At 32.6% G+C, this 20583-nt stretch carries 17 protein-coding genes and 1 tRNA gene; 4 read left to right on the forward strand and 14 right to left on the reverse strand.

The window, feature by feature from the left end:
• Nucleotides 1-29 precede the first annotated feature (29 nt).
• Entirely contained in the window at nt 30-1850 is a 1821-nt protein-coding gene (locus DFQ06_RS10175; protein WP_133967541.1) for a TonB-dependent receptor plug domain-containing protein, read from the reverse strand.
• Nucleotides 1851-1920: 70 nt separating this feature from the next.
• Here DFQ06_RS10175 and DFQ06_RS10180 point away from each other — a divergent pair, with 70 nt between their 5' ends.
• Complete coding sequence (locus DFQ06_RS10180) at nt 1921-3429, forward strand: aminotransferase-like domain-containing protein (protein WP_133967543.1); 1509 nt, start codon at nt 1921-1923, stop codon at nt 3427-3429.
• Here DFQ06_RS10180 and DFQ06_RS10185 read toward each other — a convergent pair.
• The 3 genes from DFQ06_RS10185 to DFQ06_RS10195 all read right to left on the reverse strand — a co-directional run bounded on the left by DFQ06_RS10185 (nt 3393) and on the right by DFQ06_RS10195 (nt 6096).
• On the reverse strand, nt 3393-3866 hold the full coding sequence (locus tag DFQ06_RS10185; RefSeq protein ID WP_042496105.1) for a putative signal transducing protein: 474 nt from the start codon (nt 3864-3866) through the stop codon (nt 3393-3395). The two genes, DFQ06_RS10180 and DFQ06_RS10185, sit on opposite strands and share 37 nt — an antisense overlap.
• A gap of 235 nt (nt 3867-4101) precedes the next feature.
• The gene (locus DFQ06_RS10190) at nt 4102-5523 is read right to left on the reverse strand and encodes a flotillin family protein (RefSeq protein WP_133967545.1); all 1422 of its coding nucleotides are present in this window, start codon (nt 5521-5523) and stop codon (nt 4102-4104) included.
• A gap of 3 nt (nt 5524-5526) precedes the next feature.
• Nucleotides 5527-6096, reverse strand: coding sequence for a hypothetical protein (locus DFQ06_RS10195; RefSeq protein ID WP_162857642.1), 570 nt, complete (start codon nt 6094-6096; stop codon nt 5527-5529).
• A gap of 473 nt (nt 6097-6569) precedes the next feature.
• Here DFQ06_RS10195 and DFQ06_RS10200 point away from each other — a divergent pair, with 473 nt between their 5' ends.
• Both DFQ06_RS10200 and pheS read left to right on the forward strand, forming a co-directional pair.
• Nucleotides 6570-6974 (forward strand): lipocalin family protein, encoded by a 405-nt coding sequence (locus tag DFQ06_RS10200; protein WP_074936717.1) that lies wholly within the window; start codon nt 6570-6572, stop codon nt 6972-6974.
• Between the two features lie 90 nt (nt 6975-7064).
• Entirely contained in the window at nt 7065-8084 is a 1020-nt protein-coding gene (pheS, locus tag DFQ06_RS10205) for a phenylalanine--tRNA ligase subunit alpha (protein WP_042502383.1), read from the forward strand.
• Nucleotides 8085-8156: 72 nt separating this feature from the next.
• Here pheS and DFQ06_RS10210 read toward each other — a convergent pair whose 3' ends face one another.
• The 8 genes from DFQ06_RS10210 to DFQ06_RS10245 all read right to left on the reverse strand — a co-directional run bounded on the left by DFQ06_RS10210 (nt 8157) and on the right by DFQ06_RS10245 (nt 16275).
• Nucleotides 8157-8480 (reverse strand): DUF4286 family protein, encoded by a 324-nt coding sequence (locus DFQ06_RS10210; RefSeq protein WP_074936715.1) that lies wholly within the window; start codon nt 8478-8480, stop codon nt 8157-8159.
• 95 nt (nt 8481-8575) lie between these two features.
• A complete protein-coding gene (locus tag DFQ06_RS10215; RefSeq protein ID WP_133967549.1) occupies nt 8576-10351 on the reverse strand; it encodes a tetratricopeptide repeat protein in 1776 nt (591 codons plus the stop codon).
• Nucleotides 10352-10436: 85 nt separating this feature from the next.
• Nucleotides 10437-11831 carry an RtcB family protein gene (locus tag DFQ06_RS10220; RefSeq protein ID WP_133967551.1) on the reverse strand — a complete coding sequence of 465 codons (1395 nt, stop codon included), beginning with the start codon at nt 11829-11831 and terminating at the stop codon, nt 10437-10439.
• A gap of 60 nt (nt 11832-11891) precedes the next feature.
• Nucleotides 11892-12716 (reverse strand): hypothetical protein, encoded by an 825-nt coding sequence (locus DFQ06_RS10225; protein ID WP_133967553.1) that lies wholly within the window; start codon nt 12714-12716, stop codon nt 11892-11894.
• A 62-nt stretch (nt 12717-12778) separates the two neighbouring features.
• Nucleotides 12779-13879: a slipin family protein gene (locus tag DFQ06_RS10230; RefSeq protein WP_133967555.1), complete on the reverse strand. Its 1101-nt coding sequence runs from the start codon at nt 13877-13879 to the stop codon at nt 12779-12781.
• Between the two features lie 679 nt (nt 13880-14558).
• Nucleotides 14559-14643: transfer RNA gene (locus DFQ06_RS10235), tRNA-Tyr, on the reverse strand.
• Between the two features lie 157 nt (nt 14644-14800).
• The gene (locus DFQ06_RS10240; protein WP_042496367.1) at nt 14801-15346 is read right to left on the reverse strand and encodes a hypothetical protein; all 546 of its coding nucleotides are present in this window, start codon (nt 15344-15346) and stop codon (nt 14801-14803) included.
• A gap of 425 nt (nt 15347-15771) precedes the next feature.
• The gene (locus DFQ06_RS10245) at nt 15772-16275 is read right to left on the reverse strand and encodes a hypothetical protein (protein ID WP_133967557.1); all 504 of its coding nucleotides are present in this window, start codon (nt 16273-16275) and stop codon (nt 15772-15774) included.
• A gap of 94 nt (nt 16276-16369) precedes the next feature.
• Here DFQ06_RS10245 and DFQ06_RS10250 point away from each other — a divergent pair, with 94 nt between their 5' ends.
• Nucleotides 16370-18091 (forward strand): WYL domain-containing protein, encoded by a 1722-nt coding sequence (locus DFQ06_RS10250; protein WP_042496117.1) that lies wholly within the window; start codon nt 16370-16372, stop codon nt 18089-18091.
• 55 nt (nt 18092-18146) lie between these two features.
• On the opposite strand, the gene DFQ06_RS10255 is transcribed toward DFQ06_RS10250, so the two are convergent.
• Nucleotides 18147-18578, reverse strand: a complete 432-nt coding sequence (locus DFQ06_RS10255; protein WP_042496118.1) for a TerB family tellurite resistance protein — start codon at nt 18576-18578, stop codon at nt 18147-18149.
• A gap of 221 nt (nt 18579-18799) precedes the next feature.
• On the reverse strand, nt 18800-20563 hold the full coding sequence (locus DFQ06_RS10260; protein WP_159140058.1) for a YfiR/HmsC family protein: 1764 nt from the start codon (nt 20561-20563) through the stop codon (nt 18800-18802).
• Nucleotides 20564-20583 lie beyond the last annotated feature (20 nt).

Here is a 20583-nt window from a genome sequence, read left to right on the forward strand (position 1 = left end):
TTTTTTACTCTATCACAGAAAACGTTTAATTAATTTAAACTATATCGCATACCAAATAATATATTACTAGGCGGCATAGGTACAAAACCAGCTTCAATATAATCGGCATTAAATATATTACTCGCTGTAACGGTAAACTCTAATTGCTTTACATTAACAACTAAAGATGCATCCCAAACATTATAGCTATCACCCGTGGTACGTTGTGCATGTTTGTAAATAATATTATGACTTACATTTTTAAATAACTGCGTACTTAAACGAGTAGTAAAATGATGTTTTAGTGTATTTAAAGAATAACGCGATAATTCTTTATTCTGATTTAAAATATCATCTTCTAAAAAATTATAACCAACAGCCAATGTTTGATTAAACGTATTTAGTTTAAAATTATAAGCGGCATCAACCTCAAAACCTTTAGTATTAACCTCAGTAATATTTGTTGCTGTATAAACAGTTTCTGTTGTGTTTGGACGAATAAAATCGATTAAGTTTTGTGCATCTCTATTGTAAACCGCTACAGAACCAGAAAATCTTGGTGAAAAATATTTAATTCCAATTTCTTGCGCAAAAGCTTCTTCAACCTCCAAATCTGGATTTCCAGCTGTACTTGGATCATTGTAAAACAAATCGGTATACGTTGGTATTCTATAAGTATAACCAATGTTACCATAAGCTTTTACAGCATCACTTATTTTGTAGCCAACATCTAAACCAGGGAAGGCATAAAAATCGAAATCTGAAAAATAAGTAACAGCAACACCAGGCGTAATATCTAATTTATTATCCAACGCTTTAAACTTGTGTTCTAAAAACAAGGTCGTCATAAATCGATCACGATCTCCTAAATTATTACTTGTAATAAAATCTTCAGACATATCGATTCCAAAACCTGTAATACCAGCTTTTGATCTATAAGACCCGTTAACCTCAGCTCCTATTTTATTAGAAATATGTAAATTTCTATAAACCGTTGGATCATTACGTAAATACACATATTCATCCTGGTTTCGTTTCCAGTAAATACGTGGTTTAATTGTTAAATTTTCAGTTTTAAACTGTGTAGAAAACGCAATTAAGCTGTTTTGAGTTTCTTCATATTGATCAGTTCCGCTTTCTCTTGCATAAAAACCATTGGCACCAAACTTTCTCTCTTGAAAAGTAGCGATCATTTCAATAGCTTTTTTGTCTTTGTTGAATACACTTTTTACAAAAAAGTTACTATTATCGTAATCAGTATTATATCGATAACCAGCCGAAGACATTTTGTCGACATGCACAATATGCGATGAATTCTCTAAATCTGTAGCAATGGTAACACCAGCGTTTAACTGGCCAAACGAACCTGTTTCCGCTTTAACAGAAACAGTATTATTTAATACTTTTTTAGTAACAATATTAATAGCACCGTTAAAAGCATTTTGCCCAAATATACGAGCAGCAGGACCTTTAATAATTTCAATACGCTCAATAACCTCTATTGGTAAAGCCGCATTCATGGTGTGATGACCTGTTTGTACATCATTCATTTTAACACCATCTATAAGTAAAAGCGTTTGATCAAAACTTCCGCCTCTAATGTATAAATCGGCCTGACTTCCAGCAGTACCACGACGTCTTACATCTATACCAGCTACTTGTTGCAATAAATCTGCTATATTATTGGCAGCACTATTTTTAATAGCTTCTGCAGAAATAATATTTATAGTTCTTGAGTTTTCCTTAAAAGGAAGATTTATTCTTGTCGACGCTACAACTATAGTATCTAAGTCTTGTTTTTGTTGCTCTTGTTGTGCATGCGACATAAATGTGCACATAATAAAAGCAGTTAAAGCGAATGTAGTTTTCATAAAAGTTTTGTTTATAACGCTGCAAAAGTCGTAACTTTCCGGACGAGTTAAGTAGTCCAGTTTTAAAACAATGAATAGTCCGGTTAGTAATCTCTTACAGCAATTAATACAATTTGAAAAAAACACGTCTCAACCCGTATACATTCAAATAGCTCAGCAAATTATAAATGCTATTCAGCGTGGTTATTTATCCATAGGAACAGCATTACCAGGAACTCGTATTTTAAGTCAGAAATTAAAAATCCACAGAAACACCGCTGTTGCTGTTTATGATGAGTTAGCCTCGCAAGGTTGGGTAGAAATAATACCCAACAAAGGCACATTTATTTTGGTTCCGGAGCAAACAACAGCACCTATAAAAGCTACAGCTCACCAAATAGACCAAGTATATCAATACCCAAAAACTACAGGTTTTCCTTTTCAAACATCATTTAATTTAGCATCTACATTACAAACTACAAAGGCAGAATACAGCATAAACGATGGCAACCCAGATTTAACGCTGCATCCGGTTCACGAATTTTCTAGATGGTATAGTGCCGCCATGAAACGGAAATCTTTAATTTCAAAATGGAACCAAACCACAGCAGTATCCTATTCAAAATTTGAAACTCAACTCTGTAATTATTTAAACGCAACTCGAGGGTTTCATATAAAACCAAACAACCTTATAAGTACGCGAAGTACAGAAATGAGCTTATATATTGTTTCTCAGCTTTTAATAAAACCTAAGGATGTTGTTTTGGTAGGCCACTTAAGTAACTATGCCTCAAACATGATTTTTCAGCAAGCCGGAGCAGATATAAAAACAATTCCGGTAGATGAACATGGTTTAGATGTTGATTACATAAGAACTCATTTTATAAAAGGGAGCATTCGCTTTATATACATCTGTGCACATAGGCATTATCCAACTACAGTAACGCTTAGTGCCGAGCGCCGATTGAAATTATTGGAACTAGCCAAAACCTACAAATTCGCTATTATTGAAGACGATTATGATTATGATTTTCAATACAACGGTTCTGCCATGTTACCCATGGCTAGCGCAGATGCCCATGGCGTAGTCGTTTATTTAGGAAAACTGGGACAATCACTATTCCCTAGTTTTCAAACGGGATTTGTAGTAGCTCCCGAAAGTTTAATTTCTGAAGCAAAAAACTATTTGCAATTACTAGACAAGCAAGGCGACATGATACAAGAGCAAATACTTGCCGAGTTAATTCATGAAGGTGAAATATACCGACTGCTAAAAAAAAACATTATAACTTATAAAGAAAGGCGCGATTGTTTATGCGAACACTTAGCCTCCTATTTTAAAAATATTATTACATGGGAAAAACCATCGGGTGGCTTAGCAATATGGTTGCGATTTAACAATAAAATTTCTCTAGTAAAATTAGCTGAAGCATCAGAAAAACTCAACTTATTTCTTCCAAAAACAATACTTTATCAAGACAAAGATACTTGTGCTATCCGTTTTGGTTTTGGACAGCTCAATGAAGAAGAATTAGAGACTGCAATTAAAACTTTAAAAACCGCTTATGACATTGTGGGTCCTGCATCTGGCACAACATAAAGAGGAACCACTTTCTCTACATCAAATTCCGTTTTACAAGCTTCACATCTGTATTTATGTTTTGTATAAATTGGTAAAGCAGACAGAATAATATTAGTTATGAAAGCAAAAATAAAGGCAAAAAGCGCTTTAACATCCTTTATTGTGGAGTAAAGTTCAATTTTATCACTTTTACAATTCGGACATTTTATAGCATTACCTTGGTTATCTAAAGAGAATTTGTTTATCGATTTTAAAATATGTTCGGCTTCTTCAGCTTGATACGATAATACTTTCAGTTTTACACCACCAATAGCATTACTAACTAAAGGATCGGTATCTATAGTAAGGTTATCGAATAAAAACACCCGAATGCCATCGGCTTCCAAACGACCTTTTATAATTTGTGCTTCGGTAGAATACTGAAATCTCGCTATGGTTTTAAAAGTATCGCTCATATTAATAATTTATTCAGATTAAAAAACGCCTAGACACTAACACCATGTAAGATACAACTAAAAAAATCAATTTTAATACTTTAAACAACGATATCTAAAACATCATTTTATAATAGATTTCACAGAACAGTCCTTCTTTTTAAAACAGCTAAAACTAAAAATAGTCGTAAAAAAAAAAGCCCAAAAATCAAAATAGATTATTGGGCTTTTTAGTTTTATAAACATGGCTCTTTAATTACTTTTCCGGCGTATTATTTTTTTCAGAAACTACCTCAGCAGCTTCAGCAACATCTTTTCCTTTTAAATACTCTGGTAATTGCATACCAGCCATATCGAACATTTCTTGTAAAGGAGGTACAGATTTGTACATACCAGAAAGAAAATTAGCTGTTGACGATTTTCCATCTTTTCCGCCACCATTTTCCCAAACAGTAACCTTATCAATTTTAATATTTTTAATGGCTTCCGATTGCATTCTTACTAGTTCTGGTAACTTATCAGCAACTAAAAGTAGTACGGCATCTTTAGAGTTATTTCCTGCAGCCTTTACAATTTGATCTAAACCAGCAGCTTGTTTCGTTAATACTTCATATAAACCTTGCGCTTCTGCTTGTGCTTTAAAAAGAATTCCGTCGGCCTCACCTTTAGCACGCCTTCTTATTCTTTCAGCTTCCGCCTCAGCGTCAATTTCAACTTTCTTTTTATCAATTTCAGCAGGTACAATGATATCTGCCATTTGAGAAGAACGCTCACGTTCCGCTCTTGCTGTTTCTGCTAATTGTTCCGCAGCATAAGATTCCTCTAGCGCTTTTGCAGATTGCACTTTCTCTGACGCATTTGCTACACGTTCTGCTTCTGCTTCACGTTGACGACGTAAAGAATCGGAATTTGCAACAGCAATTTTCGCCTTATTTTCACCCTCAACCGCTTGCGCATTTGCTGCAGCAACCTGTGTTCTTTCATCTTGTACCGCATTCGCTTCACCAATAGAACCATCTCTAGTTTTTTCGGCAACCGATTTACGTGCTGCATTTATTGCGTGTGCTGCAGCTTCCTTACCTAAGGCTTCAATATAACCAGACTCATCAACGATATCGGTGATATTTACGTTAATCAGTTTTAAACCCACTTTCTTTAATTCTGTTTCTACAGATTGAGAAATGTTAGTTAAAAACTTATCACGGTCATTATTAATTTCTTCAATATCCATAGAAGCCACTACTAAACGTAACTGACCGAATATAATTTCTTGTGCTAAATCTTGAATTTCATTTTGACCTAAACCTAAAAGACGTTCCGCAGCATTTTGCATAACTCCAGGCTCGGTAGAAACTCCAATTGTAAAACGTGATGGCACGTTTACACGAATATTTTGTTTAGAAAGGGCGTTTACTAAATTCACCTCAATAGAAATAGGTGTTAAATCTAGAAACTCGTAATCCTGAATTACAGGTACAATAAAGGCTGCACCACCATGGATACATTTTGCCGATTGTCCACCGCCAACTTTACCATAAACTACTAAAATTCTATCTGAAGGACAGCGTTTATAGCGCCTAACTAGTACTATAAAAAATAAAAAGACGAATAAAATAGCCGCAATTACAGCGATTGGTAAACCCAATTGAAGGTTCTCCTGTACAAAAAGTGATAGCATGTGTTATTTATTTAGTTGTTCTACAATTAATATTCCGTTTGTGGTAACTTCTCTTACCGATATTACTGAGCCAGATTTAAGCTCTGTTTCCGAGTCTGTTAAAGCTTCAAGTTCTCTTAAAGCACCTTGAACTCTCACATGAGCCTTACCTATAGTTGAGCGTTTAGCACCAATGGTTAAGTACACTTCGCCTACACTACCAATAGCATTTTTCATTTTTAAAGTCCCGCTATGGTTTAGTTTTTGCATAGAATAAAACATAGCAGCCATAACAGCCATCATGGCTAAACCACAAAGAATGGAAACCATTATCGTTATTGGCTTAGAGAAGCCTGCATCAATACACGCAATACCACTCCAACCAAAAAGAGTAAAAAAGCCAACAAGATTTTTAAAGGTTATAAACTGAAACCCAATACCTGTATCAGCTTCAATTTCGGCATCGGTATCTAAATCTCCCGAATCACCACCAATAAACGTGGTTACAATGGTGATCACAAAAATAAAAGAGCCAATTAATGCAATGCCCCAATAGATTTGTGTAAAAAGCGCCAAGCTGTAAAACCACTCCATAATTTTAGATTTAAAAAAAATTAATAATTAAATGTAATACCTTTTTTACGATCGAACAATTTATTTTGAAAGTATAATAAAAACTACATTCCTTCTAAACACTACAACGATAATAAGTGTGTTTTTCTAACCGTTTCGAGGTCTTTTATTTCAAAAAATTAACTATTGATCTTTAAAAAGCCCATTCGATATTTAGAATCTCACACATTCAAAAAGCAAGACCAAACTTCTCCTTATAAGTAGCTCATATTAATGTTTTGTTACAACAACATTCTAAAATAAAGTATTATTTTTAAAATACAACCACTTATAAAGCATTGGCTCTACTTTATTATTCGCACTAAAAAACACCTATCAAGACAGACTTGCTTTTTGATTAAAATTATTAAAAAACACATTTAAACAGAAAAAACAAACAGATTATCGATCTTTTTTATATATTCGCTTCTTAAATTTAAAAACCCAAATCAAAAATGAAAAAATTAATTTTACTTTTAAGCGTTATTACATTAACCTTTAGCTCTTGTAGTAGTGACGACGATTCTCAAGATTCAATTATTGGAATATGGAATTATTACCAAAGTTTTGAAAATGATGAAGAATATGAACTAGACAGCTGTGATAAACAAGACCAATTAACTTTCAACTCAGACGGAACTTATTCTTCAATTACTTATTATAGTGGAAATGATGATACATGCATGGTTGACTATGAATCGACTGGAACTTGGGTAAACCTAGGCGACAATATTTACGAGTTTACAGAGAATGAAGATGACTACACTAGTACAGCAACCATTATTTTTTCTGGTAATACATTTTATTTTATTGATGAAGATGGAGAGGACACATACAAAGAAGTATATATCAAAAATTAATTTTCTTATCGTTAAATAATACAAACGCCTTCAATTGAAGGCGTTTTTTATTTATAAAATCATTAAATTTGCGCACATTTTGAACAGGTCATGATAGATAAAATTAAAGAACTTATTAGCGAAGCCGAATCTTTTAAAGCACAATCGAAAGACGAGGTAGAAGCATTTAGAATAAAATATTTAGGTAAAAAAGGGTTATTAAACGACTTTTTTGCAGAGTTTAAAAATGTGGCAAACGACCAAAAAAAAGAATTTGGCCAAACCATAAATAAACTTAAAAAAACAGCCGAAGATAAAGTAAACGCTCTAAAAGCAGAACTTGAAAGTACCGAAGAAGTAAAAGGTATTTACGGCGATTTATCTAGACCGGGGGAACCAGTTCAAATAGGTGCACGACACCCTATTTCTATCGTAAAAAATCAAATTATAGATATCTTTTCTCGCATTGGATTTAATGTAAGTGAAGGTCCAGAAATAGAAGACGATTGGCACAACTTTACAGCATTAAACTTGCCAGAATACCATCCGGCGCGTGATATGCAGGATACATTTTTTATCCAAACCGATCCGGATATTTTATTACGCACGCACACCAGCTCGGTACAAGTACGTTATATGGAAAACAATACACCACCAATTAGAACCATTTCTCCTGGTCGTGTATACAGAAACGAAGCTATTTCTGCGCGTTCTCACTGTTTTTTCCACCAATTAGAAGGCTTATATATTGATAAAGATGTAAGCTTTGCCGATTTAAAACAAACACTACAACATTTTACAAGTGAAATGTTTGGGAAAAGCGAAATTCGTTTACGTCCATCATACTTTCCGTTTACAGAACCAAGTGCAGAAATTGATGTGTACTGGGGTTTAGAAACAGAAACAGATTATAAAATAACAAAAGGAACAGGTTGGTTAGAAATTGGAGGTTGCGGTATGGTAGATCCAAACGTTTTAGAAAACTGTAAAATTGATTCTACTGAATATTCTGGTTTTGCTTTTGGTGTTGGAATAGACCGAATTGCAATGCTACTACACCAAATTGGTGATATTCGTTTATTAAGTGAAAATGATGTACGTTTCTTAGAGCAATTTAAGAGCGCCTTATAATAAATACGATATTTTAAAACATAAAAAAGCCTATAAATTTAAATTTATAGGCTTTTTTATGCTCGGTTTTTATTACTTAAAATTAACCGTATACTCATCTACTATTTCTAGTTCAGTACGAAATGAGAGCACTTTATCGGCAAATTTCTTAAGCCCTTCCATTCTAAATTTATCGGCATCGTCTCGGTAATAAGCATCTAAAGCTTCACGAGAATACGATCGGTATTGCACCGAATAAGTTACACCTTCAATATCTTCTTCTACCAAAACCTTACTAAGCGTTGCCTTTTCAAACTTACCTGTCCCTAAAACCTGTGGAATATGTTCTTTTATCCAGATTAACCATTCAGCTTCTATAGACTCGTCGATGTTTGAAGTTACGTTATATATTATCATAGTTTCTATTTAAAGCCGCAAAATTAAAGCTCCTAGTTACAATACCCAAATTACTCTTGGTTTATTGTTAAAATCGCGTAGATTAAGCTTTGAGATTAGTTTATAGCATCGCCACGTAAAGCTCTAAATTTTTTTCGTGCTTCAACAAAATAAATACTATCTGGATGGCTAAAAATAATTTGCTCGTAAAGCGGTTTTGCTTTATCCGGCTGCTCTAAGTAATTCATGTACAATTCAGCTAATTTAAATAAGGCATTATCAATTAAAATACCTTCTCCATAATTTTCAATTATAGATTTATAGTTACTCTCGGCTTTTTCAAATTGTTGTTTTCCTTCAAATAATTCTGCCTGCTTGTACAAAGCCTGAGCAATAATAGGCTCCGTTTTATGAGCAGCCAAAACCTTGCTTAACAAACTAATGGCTTCATCATTTCTATTCTGAAAGGCCAATAAATCCGCTTTAGCATAGAGTTTTAGCGCAGTTTGTAGAGAATCTTCATATTTATTGTCTGTTATTAACAGCTTCAAGTCTAATGCATCATTAGCGATTAATTGCGATGTTGATGCTTTTAAAATTTTTAATTGAGATTCTGCCCACTTAAAATCACCTTTATAATAACTTGTTTTTGCAACTTTGTACCTAGCTTCTTGAGATATTTCACTGTTTTTTAAGCTTCGCTGAATTTGAGTATAATAAATTAAAGCTTGATTAAATTTTTCTTGAAGCACCAATATATCACCCAATTCCAACTTCACCTCAGCCTTCTGAAATTCTGTTAAAGATAGTTTTAAAGACTTTTTTAAAAAGGAAGTCGCCTTAGTTGTTTCATTCTTATAAAATGCTAAAAAATGCGCATAAGCAATTTGAAGTTTTAAGGTTTGAGAAACCGAACCAAACTCTTCAAACAACTCTAAATACTTAGCCTCAATAGCTTCGTAATTTTCTTTAGAACTTACTTTCTCTTCTAGTTGTAATAAATGGTAATTTGCCGACACCTTTGTGCCAGTATCTTGAGCTTTTTCTATAAGATATGTGTAAATTTCTTTAGCCGTTTCGTATGCTTTTTCATTAGTTGCAATTACCGCCAAATCAGCTATTCTGTTTAAACTTTCTGGCTGACGATTAAAAATGGCCTTTTCTTGAACAAATGCTTTTTTAATATCTTTTTGCTGCACAAACAACCAACTTAATAGCTCGTTCCATAGCAAATCTGGAGTTTGCTGTGCTTTTTTTAATAAAATTTTTCGGAATATTATATTATTCTCATTATCACTATTTTCACTTATAAAATCGTTAATAGACCGTTTGATATTATTTACAGTAAACGGATTAGCCTCAACATAATCTATATAACTGGTAAACATTTTTTCAACTTTACCTTGCTCTCCATACAACTGAGCCAATTGTAAATCGAAATTATATTTAGGGTTTAAAGCCACACCTTTTTCATAAGCCAAAATAGCTTCATCTAGCAAACTATGATTTTGAAACCCCTTTGCTACAGAAAACACATTGCTAGCCCGTAAATCGATACTTTCTAAAGCTTTATTATACTGAAGCCTTGCATTTACGGTATCTTTTTGCAACTGAAAATTATAGCCTAAATCGACTAAAAACCCAGAATACGCAATATCCTCCATCACCTCTAGCAAAAAAGCTTCTGCCTCGGCATATTGCTCTAATTGCTGATGCGTTTCTACAATAGCATTTATATTTGTTAAGCTTGTTGATGGCCCTTCATAGATTTTTTTATACTCAGCTAAAGCCTTTTTAAAGTCACCGTTTTTAAAATATTCCCTCGCTAAAATATCAGATTGCGAAAAAATATTCGTGCTTATAAACAAACAAAGTATTAAAAAAATTCTCATGTTGTAAATATAACAAATGTGCTTTTGTGTTATTGTGATCCTGGTTATTTTTTATGCTAGGTTTAAAAATTATTAAATAATAAACCTAGCGTTTGTTTTTATTGCGCTTATCTCTTTTAATTTTCCAAGGTGCGTTTTTCTGCCAATCTCCAGCCATAATACAACCATAAGGTAAAACCTCATCAATGACTTTACCTAAGCCATATTCGTCCATTTGAGCCCTTACCGTATTTGCATTTTTGTAAGCAGAAGGTAATTCGGTAATATCGATTTCCTTTGAAAAAAACCGAACATCTAAACCTCTAGTTTCTTCTTTAAAAATTTGCATAGTGGTTCCTGTTTTGCTTCTTCTATGTTGCGTTCTACTCACGTTTCGACCAGCGCCATGAGGTGCAAATCCTAAATTGGTTGCTGTTGTATCTCCTTCAACAATTAAAACCGGTTCGCTCATGTTTAAAGGGATTAACCTTGGACCTGTAATATCTGGCATAAACTTAGCATCTAAAGGTGTTGCACCTTTAGCATGGTAAAACAAATCACCATCTTTAAAGACGAAGTTATGCTCGTTCCAATATCTGTTCTCAATAGCTATCTCTAGTGTTTCTGCTACAGTATTATGTAACACCTCATGGTTTAATTTTGTCCAATCTCTTATGGTTTGTAAGGCATTCCAATAATCTTGACCTTCTTCTGTTTTAAACGGAATCCACGCATTTTGTTTCATTGTTTCTGGCGATAATTCTTTTCTAAACCGTTCGGCAACCTTCATACCTTTATCATATAATCTCGCTCCTGGACCTCTTGATCCGTGGTGCGTAATCATCATTGTATTTCCTGTTTTTTTTGATTTCCCTACAAACAAAAAATGGTTGCCATCACCTTGAGTACCTAAATGAGTTCTTGCTATTTGAATCATTTGCTTATCTTTTAAGAACACGTTAGCCTCAAAAGCATCCAATAATTCCTTTGGAAATCTAAATTGAGAATCTCGATCACGTCCGCCAGGACCAAAGTGTGTATTTGCATGAGCTGCATCCAAAATAGCTTTTGGATCTGCTTTACCAAAATCGGTTAGCATTACAGAACAGCAAATATCCGCACTATGCATTCCTGGGTGAATTGCATTTTTGGCAACTGCAACACCACCAACTGGGATTATTCCATCTGGTCCCGTTGGGCACGCGTCTGGCATAATAGCGCCTCCAACTAAAGTAGGTGTTTTCATTAAGGTTTGCATGGAGTTAACCACTTTAAAAACGTTGTCTTTTTCTAATTCGTTTTCGGCTTTAATATTGATTGCAAAATCAACTGATTTTGTATGTAACCCGATTGGATCGGGAGATTTGAATTGCTCTAAATAATTAGATAGTTCAACCTGAGATAATGTGTTGGTGTTAATATATTGAATAGCGTCTTTCATCCATTTTCCTTGTCTGAATCCTAAGGCTATTAAATCGTTTCCTGTTATTTGTGTTTTCATTGTTTCTTTTAATTACACTGCAAATATCACAGTCTGTTACGCAATAGTTGCGCGTAGTATCTATTTTTTGATTAAATCAAAATAAAAGTCGTTGCCACAAGCACATTCTTCAATCAAACCTTCTTCATGGTAATTTATATAATGTTTAATTGAATATATCGCTTCGGAATACTTAAAATCAATTACTTTTCTATAGAAATCTTTATACTTAGTATTGGTTATTTCATTTTTTGGCGTTAAATGAATTAAATCATTTCTAAAATTCTTGATAGCTAAAATTTCCTCATATTTTGATTCATACTCAATAGTATAGTCTTTTTCTGTACAATTAGGAATTATCTTTTTTGTTTTAAAATCGATACTCTGCCTATGAATCCATTCAATATCTTTTTCTATTCCTTCTTTTGTCGTGTATATATAATCGATAGGAATTAATTTATTTACAAAAGCCTCCAATGAAGCGCTTAACATTATTACATAGCTAGATGCAAATTGAAAGAAGATTTCAAATTGTTTTATTGTATCATCTAAAGATTGATTAGATTTATTTTTAGTAATATCTTTTAGTGAGAATGAGTTTTTTAAAAGTTCCTTTTTATAATTATATATCATTCCAGAAAACAATTGTGCACTTGAAAAATAAATTACGCTCGGGTCCAATTCGGGAATAAATTTCTTTTCTTGCTTATATAGGTAGTCAAAACCAAAGGTTGCTTTATTATTAGAAGTCTGCACCATAATGTCGTAATTATCGTCATAATTTTTAGACTTTAAAACATCTTTAGCTACTTCTTTACTTTCCTCAGGAATATCTTCTTCTTTAATATCCTTAAAATCAAATGATGTTTTGAATATCTTAATAGTTTTTGGAACTATATGTTTCATAATATTGTTTTTTCTAATTTAATCAAAATAAGACCTAAACTAAACATGTTTAGGTCTTATCACTACTTATTTACAGAGAAAATATCTTTTAATTGTTCGATTACGTTACCGTTTCCAGCCACTGTAATTTCGCCAATTTTATCAGCAATTTTCTCTACATATTCCATCTCTTTTAATTTAAACAACATGCTGTTGTCTTCCATTAATTTTGCAGTGTTCAACAAGCTGCGTGTAGATGCGGTTTCTTCCCGTCTTGTTACTACATTGGCTTGCGCTTTTTTCTGAGCAATTAATACTTGGTTCATGATTTCTTTCATGTCTCCTGGCAAAATCACATCTCTTAAGCCTGCATGTAAAACGGTTACACCTAACTTTTGTGCTTGTGTTTGCACATCTTCTACTACTGCTTTTGCAATGTTGTCTTTTTGATCTAACAACTCGTCTAAAGTGTAAGCTCCAATAAAAGACCTTAATGCTAATTGCAAGTTGGTGTACAATTGTTTTTCGTAATCTTTGTTGCGCAATAAAGCAGTTTCGATATCTGTAACTTTGTACTGTGCGTAAAAATTAATGCGCACCGTGGCTTTGTCTTTAGTTAACAATTCTTGACCTCCAACTTCTAATTGTAATTGACGTAAATCTGCTTTCACAATTTTAATAGTTTGATTATTTCTCCAGTAGTGGTATGTACCATGATCTAAAATTTTATCAAACGTATCATCAATAATTAGAACTGCTTTTTCATGTGCTGCAACTTCAAACGTCCGAATATGTAGACGCAAAGCATTGTTGGTATACAAAGCTTTATTTATTGTTTCTGGAATAGTAATATCGCTTAAATCTACGGTGATAAATCTATAGCTTACTAGGTCTCTCCAAAAAGTATGTCGTCCTGCTGTTAATACGTTTTTAAAGTTATTATTGCTATACATTAATACCATTTGATTGTCTTCTACATTAATAACGTGCAACATATCTGCCAACGTTTGATCTTTAAGTAAAACCTCCAATGCTGTTGGTGTATTAAAGGCTAGGTCTAAGCTATAAACTAATACATGTTCATTAAACTTTAACCAATGTGATCCTTGGGTAATAACACATTTGTAATTACCATTTTTAAATACTAACCCTACTTTTCCTGCATGAATTCTTACTCTTTTCATCTTATTTGATTTTTAATGTTCTGTTATTTTTGTTTTTTTATTCAGAACTATTAATTATTTATAATAGAATTTCAGTCAAACTGAAATGACTATTCTTTATTAAAACAAAGCAAAAGCAAACCATCTTTTTAAATACGGAAAGACAATTGATTTAAAGCGATTTAGGTAGCGTTTTATTGAAGATTAACTAATTGCAATTTGAATAATTTTCAAACTGTATTTTAACTAATGATTCTTTAAAAGAATACCTAAGGCATCTAAAAATACATTTGTATTTCAAGGTATTTTCCGGACTGCTGCAACAACAAGTTGTTTTAGCGAGTTTACCTTTACTTTGTTTTTTGCCTTTTTTAAGTGAGACACACTTGGTGGTCGATTTTTATAAGTGACCTTCTTCGTGAAATAATGGATTTTGAGTCCATTGTCTTTGACCGCTCGACCACAAGATCATTTCGATCTTGGCAGGATTCGAACCTGCGATTGTTTCTATTGCTTAACCGGACTTAGCTACTTCAAATTAATGAAGGCAGGATTCGAACCTGCGTACATAGAGGAGATTATTTATTTGGCTAAATAACCGAAAGCCTTCAAGTCAAGTTGAATATAAAAACCTGATGCGAAACCGCAAGGATTTATACAATAGTGCTATACTGAAACACAGAACAAGACTTGCTTGATGTGGAAGTAGTAGGACTCGAACCTACATGTTCATTTAAGAAACGAGAGTTACAGTCTCGCGAGCCAACCAATTGCTCAATACTTCCAATTTTAATATTTTAAAGAACTTTTAATAAACTCCACCAGCGTCCTTGTCTGGTGGAGCAACTTCTTTTTAAAGTCTGATTCCAAAAGACTTCCTTTTAATTACCCTGCAAATATTACAGGTTGTTGCGCAATGTTTTTGCGTAGTAATAATAAATTTCATTTATTTTTCTTCTTTTTACACTTTTTCTTCTTCGCTTTGCTTTTAGACGGTTTCTTTTTAGGCTTTATTTTGCTTTTGTTTCTAGATATTTCTAAATCTATATAGCTTATAAAATCGTTATTAAATCCAAATTGCTTCGCTGTTTTAAGCGCTTTAATTGCCTTTTTGTTCTCTTGCTTTATTTCAAAAAGCCGACCTTGTTTCTCCCAAATACAACCTTTATCAACACCTTTTATGGTTAAGGCAAAATCGATTAGTTTTTGGGCTTCTTCTAAATCTTCATTATCTAGTAACACTTGAATGTACCTTGGATATACTTTTTGAAAATCCATATTGTTAGCTAAAGCTTCGGCATAATATTGCTTTGCTTTGTCGTAGTCGCCTAATTGCTCTGCCTGTAAACGTGCCATTAAGTATAAAGCGTAAGCATTATTACTTTGGTAAGACAAGGCGTAATTTAGATTTTCTACAGTTTCTTCTAACTCATACGGATAAGCATCTATAGCTTTAAGCACGTAGTTGTTTAACAAATTCGTGTCCATTGTTTTATTTTTGTTTTTTGATTTTAGACAATTATTAGAGCCACTCAAGATTGTGTCTTGAGCAACAAATAATATCTACTTATAACTGTTTTTGGAAATATGTTTAGCAGGCTTGCTAATGACTGGAAATAAAAAATCCGAAACAGTTTTTAACTTGCTTCGGATCTTTCATTTATAAAATTGAAAAGTTTATCTAACGATAATCACGAAGCATCACAAAAGGCATAATGCCTTTAGGATCGATTTGATATGTTATAAATAAACTCATAGTTTCTAATTTTTAATTCAACTTGATTTTGGTTGAAATGCGTTGCAAATATCTAAATTTATTTTCGACTTCTCCAAATTTATTTTTCTAACCAGTTAAAATTTAGCTTCATAATACGAAGTATTATATTTTTTTGTTCCGTACTGTTCTCTTCAATTTATTTCAACAGCTCTATGCTTTCTTCAATGCTTTTTGCAGATTCAAACGTAGTAATCACAGAAATAGCTAAAGATTTAGCCTCCTTACCAAGCTGCTCAGTATTAATATTTTCATAGTCGCAATAATCATAACCATCAAAACCATAATATATCTCATAAAACTCCCAAAAAGAATTGAAATCAGTATTACAATCAAAGTCGGATACAATATTTGAAATGTGATTTTTAAAGTTTTCGAAACTTTCTGATCTGGCAATTTTCTTACAACCCTGTAGTAAATTAACAACTAACAGCTCTTCATCTGTGAAAATACTAGCCGTTATTTCTTTTAGCTCCTTTATCGATTTCGCTTCTCTATAATTGATATTGATTACGTTAAAAAATAAAGAATCTGCTTTTATTTTTTGATTTATATATTCAGAAGAATACAACCAATTTTCAAATTCAGAAACAGCTATTTTCTCAGTTAACACATCAAATATTTTTAGTTTTAAAGCTTCCATAATTTTAATATTTGATACAAATCACTCACATGTATACGCAATCTTTTTGCGCACTAGATATTTTCTCATAAATTAGAAGAAATTTTTTTAGAAAATGGCTGTAAACAAAAATGCATTAATTCGATATAAAACAATAGATAAATGCCTTCAAAACAACTTTAAGCAATGGACACTTAATGATTTAATTGAAGCTGTTTCTGATGCTTTGTACGACTATGAAGGTAAAGATATTGATGTCAGCAAACGTACAGTACAACTAGATCTACAAATGATGCGTAGTGACAAACTAGGCTACAATGCACCAATTGTAGTTTATAATAGAAAGTTTTATAAATACGATGCCGACGATTATAGTATTACTAACAGCCCAATTTCTAATCAAGATTTAACTAAGTTATCAGAAGCGGTTTCTTTCTTAAAACAATTTCAAGGTTTCTCTCATTTTGATGAGTTAAGCAGTATGGTTCAAAAACTAGAAAATCATGTTTACACACAGAAAACAAATGAAAAATCACTAATAGATTTTGAGAAAAACGAGAACTTAAAAGGCTTAAAATATTTAGATAAACTCTATCAGTATATTTTAAAGAAAGCAGCGATAGACATTACTTACCAATCTTTTAAAGCTAGACAAGAAAGCACATTTACATTTCATCCATATTTACTAAAAGAGTTCAGAAACCGCTGGTTTATTATTGGAAAAAGAAACAAGAATGAAGGCTTAATGAATTTAGCTTTAGATAGAATTATTGCTTTAAATAAAAGTGAAAATAGTTTTTTACCTGACGTAACATTTGACTCAGAAACCTATTATAAAGATGTTATTGGGGTTTCTGTAAGTCCGCATTTAGAACCAGACCCTGTATTGCTTTACGTAAATCATAAACACGCACCTTACGTTTTAACTAAGCCATTCCATCATTCGCAAAGAGAAGTAAGTCGCGATAATTATGGTGTAACAATCGCTTTAGACGTACAGCTTAATTTTGAACTTGAAAAAGAAATTTTAGGTCTAGGGGAAGGTGTAAAAGTAATTGCTCCCGAACGCTTAAAGCGAAATATAAAAGAGCGCTTGTATGATGCTGTAGATGCTTACGAAACTGAAATTAACGACAAAAACCTACAAACCATTGCAAAACGATTAGAACATAAAGGTTTTGGAATTCTAAACCATATCTATACCAAAAGAGACATTAGAAAACTAAAAACTAATCTTGATAGTTATATAAAAGAACATAACGAGCAAGCTTTTGGCATGCGTGAAGTATTAAAAAAAATCCCAAAATTAAAAGACACTTTATTTAACAAGAATTTTAAAAAGCTAATTAAATCGATTGATAAAGATGTGTTCTTAACTAAAGCTATTTATTTTGATAAATCTCCAAAAGACAATTGGTATGTAACCTGGCATCAAGATGTACCCATAAATGTCTTGGAAAAAATAGAGGTTGATGGTTTTAAATCATGGACTAATAAAAAAGGAGTCATAAGTGTTTGTCCTCCTGAAAATATTTCTAAAAACACTTTTGCGATGCGTATTCATTTGGATGATACTACAAATAAAAATGGGGCTTTAAAAGTGATTCCGGGTTCACACAATAAGCGTTTAAATGATGAAGAAATAAAGCTTATTTCTAATAATTCAATTCCTTTTATAAGCGAAATTGCAGCAGGCGGTGTTCAATTAATAAAACCATTATTATTGCATGCTTCTTCTCCAACAATTGTTCAAAAACGTCGTCGGGTATTACATTTAGAGTTTTCTTCTATCAAATTACCTAATGGCTTGCAATACGCAGAACACCAAACCCTATAACATAAAAAAAGCACCCTAAAAAGGGTGCTTACATTATATAACATAGATTAAACAATTATTGATTCATTTTTTTCATGGCATCAATAAAATCATCTAAATCCGTACCGCTATTAACTAAAGTCAATGCTTTATCCACAATATACTTTACATTATCAGCATGAAAACCAAGCCCTAAAGCTATTTTTCTAAGTAAAATTTCTTCGTGATCGCCCTTAATATGATCCACATAAACCATACGTGCTAAATCATATAAACGCTCTAAACGACGATCGTAAGATGTTGGAGGGTTAATTGGGTGCGATTTATAATCCTCTAATATCAAATTAAAGTCACCTTCACCAATATCTAAATTACGAGCTAATCGCTCTAAAAACGCTTGTTCCTCAACTGTAATCACGCCGTCATCCATTGCAATTCTTACAATTGCAGCAAAATGATCCTCATTACGCTTTTTAAAACCACTATCAAATAAATCTGAAAACGACATATCTTTTTTCTTTTTTAAGTGATGCAAACCTACATATTTTTTTTAATATTATAAACCGAAATTTCAAATATTTGGGCGTTACCACAAGGGTCGGGCTTTCGGCAGTCGCTCTCTTCGAGGAGCTTCAACAAACGCCTCAATCCCTAACGCAGCAATCGCTACTTAAAAAACAATGTAAATTTACTAGAAATAGCAGGCTTACTTTTTATAAAACCTTTGCTCTACTTAGGTATAGTAAAGAAAAACGTGGTGCCTTTATGCACTTCAGATTCAAACCAAATTTGACCACCCAAAGACTCAACTATTTTTTTACAAAAAGACAAACCAATACCTGTTCCCTCATATTCTTCACGAGAATGCAGCCTCTGGAAAATAGAGAAAACTTTACTTTTATGCTTTTGAGAAATACCAATACCATTATCTGCTACCTCAAATTGCCAAAAGTTTTTGTTCTGCGGACCGTAAATAACGGTTTTAAAACTAATAACTACCTCAGGGTCTACATCTGCTTTTTTAAACTTAATGGCATTATTTATTAAATTCTGAAAAACCCCTCTAAGCTCAACCTTACTACCTAAAACAGTCGGTAAATCTCCGTAGGTTACTTTGGCATTAAAGCGCGTAATAGCATTCGCAATATCCAACGTTATTTCTCCTAGTAAATCATTACAATCAATCTCAGTTTTCTCTTTAGATTTACCTAATTTAGAATACTCCAGCAAATCGTCTATCTGGGTTCGCATGCGTTCGCTAGATTTATCTATAAACTCCATACTCATCATAGCATCATCATCGAGTTTTCCTTTATAATCATCTTTTAACAAAGCAATAAGCCCAGAAATGGTTGCCAAAGGCTCTTTTAAATCATGACTTGTGATATACGCAAACTCTTCTAATTCTTTATTCTTAGAAGCTAACGTAAAAGACTGGCTATATATCGTGTTGTTCTTCTCCTTTAAAACAGTATTTAATCGCTTTGTACCATAGTAATTTCTCAATATCACCCAAACCAATATTACAGCAAAAAGCACCAATGCCAATAACAAGTAATTAATTGTGCGCTGTGTATTCAGTTTTTCATTAATTTCTTTAGCTTTCAACTCCTTATCAAGTATATCTTCTCTTTGTTGAACAAGAATAACGTTCTGCTTTTCTATCTCACTATTACTCTGCGCAATTTTTTCTTGCTTGTTTTTAAGCGAATTTACCTGCTTTAAAATACGCTGCTCCAGCTCGCTTTCGATAATTAATTTATCGGAGTATTTTTTCTTTTGAAGCTCAGAAAGCGATATAAGTTCCTTAATTTCATTTTCTTGATTTGCTAAAGATTTGTTTTTATTTTTTAACAAATTTTCTTTATCGCCTATAGTTTGTTTTTGGCCTTTAATCTCCTCATCTTTAAGCTTAATATTACCTTCTACTTCAGATAATTTATCTTTGGTTTTAGCTAAAGTATCTTCAGAATTCTGAAACAACTGTTTCCATTTTTCTATAGTCGAAATAGCATTTTTGCGAAGATTGTAGTACGCAGTAATATTGCTGCCTCGCATAAGTTTCTCATTAATTTCATATTGAAAATCATCACCTACATTAACGATATTAATCATAGAAGAATTATACGGATAATTCTCTGTAATGAGCAAAGTATTACTGCTCGATATTTTATTTAAAACATACGAAATATCAAAATTCTTATCATAATTAGTGTAAACAACATCTACGTTTTCAATATCTTTTACACTACCAAAACTAACCACTTTAACTGGCTTATTTTTAATTTGTCTTTTTTGCGCTAAGCTTTTTAAATCTATAATAGTGCGGTCTTTACCCAAAACTCCAATAACAAAATTTGGGTCTGCATGCGTATCACCATAAAGTGTTTGTTCTGCAACATTGAATATAAAAATAGCTCGCTTAAGTCGTTTTACCTGCTCGTTATCTGTGTTTTGAGCATATGCTTGCATAGCCATTAGACACAACAGCATTAAAGCATATTTTATTAAAA

Source organism: Algibacter lectus (assembly GCF_004368925.1).
GTDB lineage: Bacteria > Bacteroidota > Bacteroidia > Flavobacteriales > Flavobacteriaceae > Algibacter > Algibacter lectus.

Excerpts from the sequence above, each read along its gene's own strand:
- DFQ06_RS10220 (WP_133967551.1), bottom strand. The coding sequence starts at position 11,831 with ATGAAAACACAAATAACAGGAAACGATTTAATAGCCTTAGGATTCAGA.
- DFQ06_RS10250 (WP_042496117.1), top strand. The coding sequence starts at position 16,370 with ATGGCTGTAAACAAAAATGCATTAATTCGATATAAAACAATAGATAAA.
- DFQ06_RS10245 (WP_133967557.1), bottom strand. The coding sequence starts at position 16,275 with ATGGAAGCTTTAAAACTAAAAATATTTGATGTGTTAACTGAGAAAATA.
- DFQ06_RS10185 (WP_042496105.1), bottom strand. The coding sequence starts at position 3,866 with ATGAGCGATACTTTTAAAACCATAGCGAGATTTCAGTATTCTACCGAA.
- DFQ06_RS10180 (WP_133967543.1), top strand. The coding sequence starts at position 1,921 with ATGAATAGTCCGGTTAGTAATCTCTTACAGCAATTAATACAATTTGAA.
- DFQ06_RS10225 (WP_133967553.1), bottom strand. The coding sequence starts at position 12,716 with ATGAAACATATAGTTCCAAAAACTATTAAGATATTCAAAACATCATTT.
- DFQ06_RS10195 (WP_162857642.1), bottom strand. The coding sequence starts at position 6,096 with ATGGAGTGGTTTTACAGCTTGGCGCTTTTTACACAAATCTATTGGGGC.
- DFQ06_RS10200 (WP_074936717.1), top strand. The coding sequence starts at position 6,570 with ATGAAAAAATTAATTTTACTTTTAAGCGTTATTACATTAACCTTTAGC.
- DFQ06_RS10215 (WP_133967549.1), bottom strand. The coding sequence starts at position 10,351 with ATGAGAATTTTTTTAATACTTTGTTTGTTTATAAGCACGAATATTTTT.
- DFQ06_RS10255 (WP_042496118.1), bottom strand. The coding sequence starts at position 18,578 with ATGTCGTTTTCAGATTTATTTGATAGTGGTTTTAAAAAGCGTAATGAG.
- pheS (WP_042502383.1), top strand. The coding sequence starts at position 7,065 with ATGATAGATAAAATTAAAGAACTTATTAGCGAAGCCGAATCTTTTAAA.
- DFQ06_RS10210 (WP_074936715.1), bottom strand. The coding sequence starts at position 8,480 with ATGATAATATATAACGTAACTTCAAACATCGACGAGTCTATAGAAGCT.
- DFQ06_RS10240 (WP_042496367.1), bottom strand. The coding sequence starts at position 15,346 with ATGGACACGAATTTGTTAAACAACTACGTGCTTAAAGCTATAGATGCT.
- DFQ06_RS10175 (WP_133967541.1), bottom strand. The coding sequence starts at position 1,850 with ATGAAAACTACATTCGCTTTAACTGCTTTTATTATGTGCACATTTATG.
- DFQ06_RS10230 (WP_133967555.1), bottom strand. The coding sequence starts at position 13,879 with ATGAAAAGAGTAAGAATTCATGCAGGAAAAGTAGGGTTAGTATTTAAA.
- DFQ06_RS10190 (WP_133967545.1), bottom strand. The coding sequence starts at position 5,523 with ATGCTATCACTTTTTGTACAGGAGAACCTTCAATTGGGTTTACCAATC.
- DFQ06_RS10260 (WP_159140058.1), bottom strand. The coding sequence starts at position 20,563 with ATGCTGTTGTGTCTAATGGCTATGCAAGCATATGCTCAAAACACAGAT.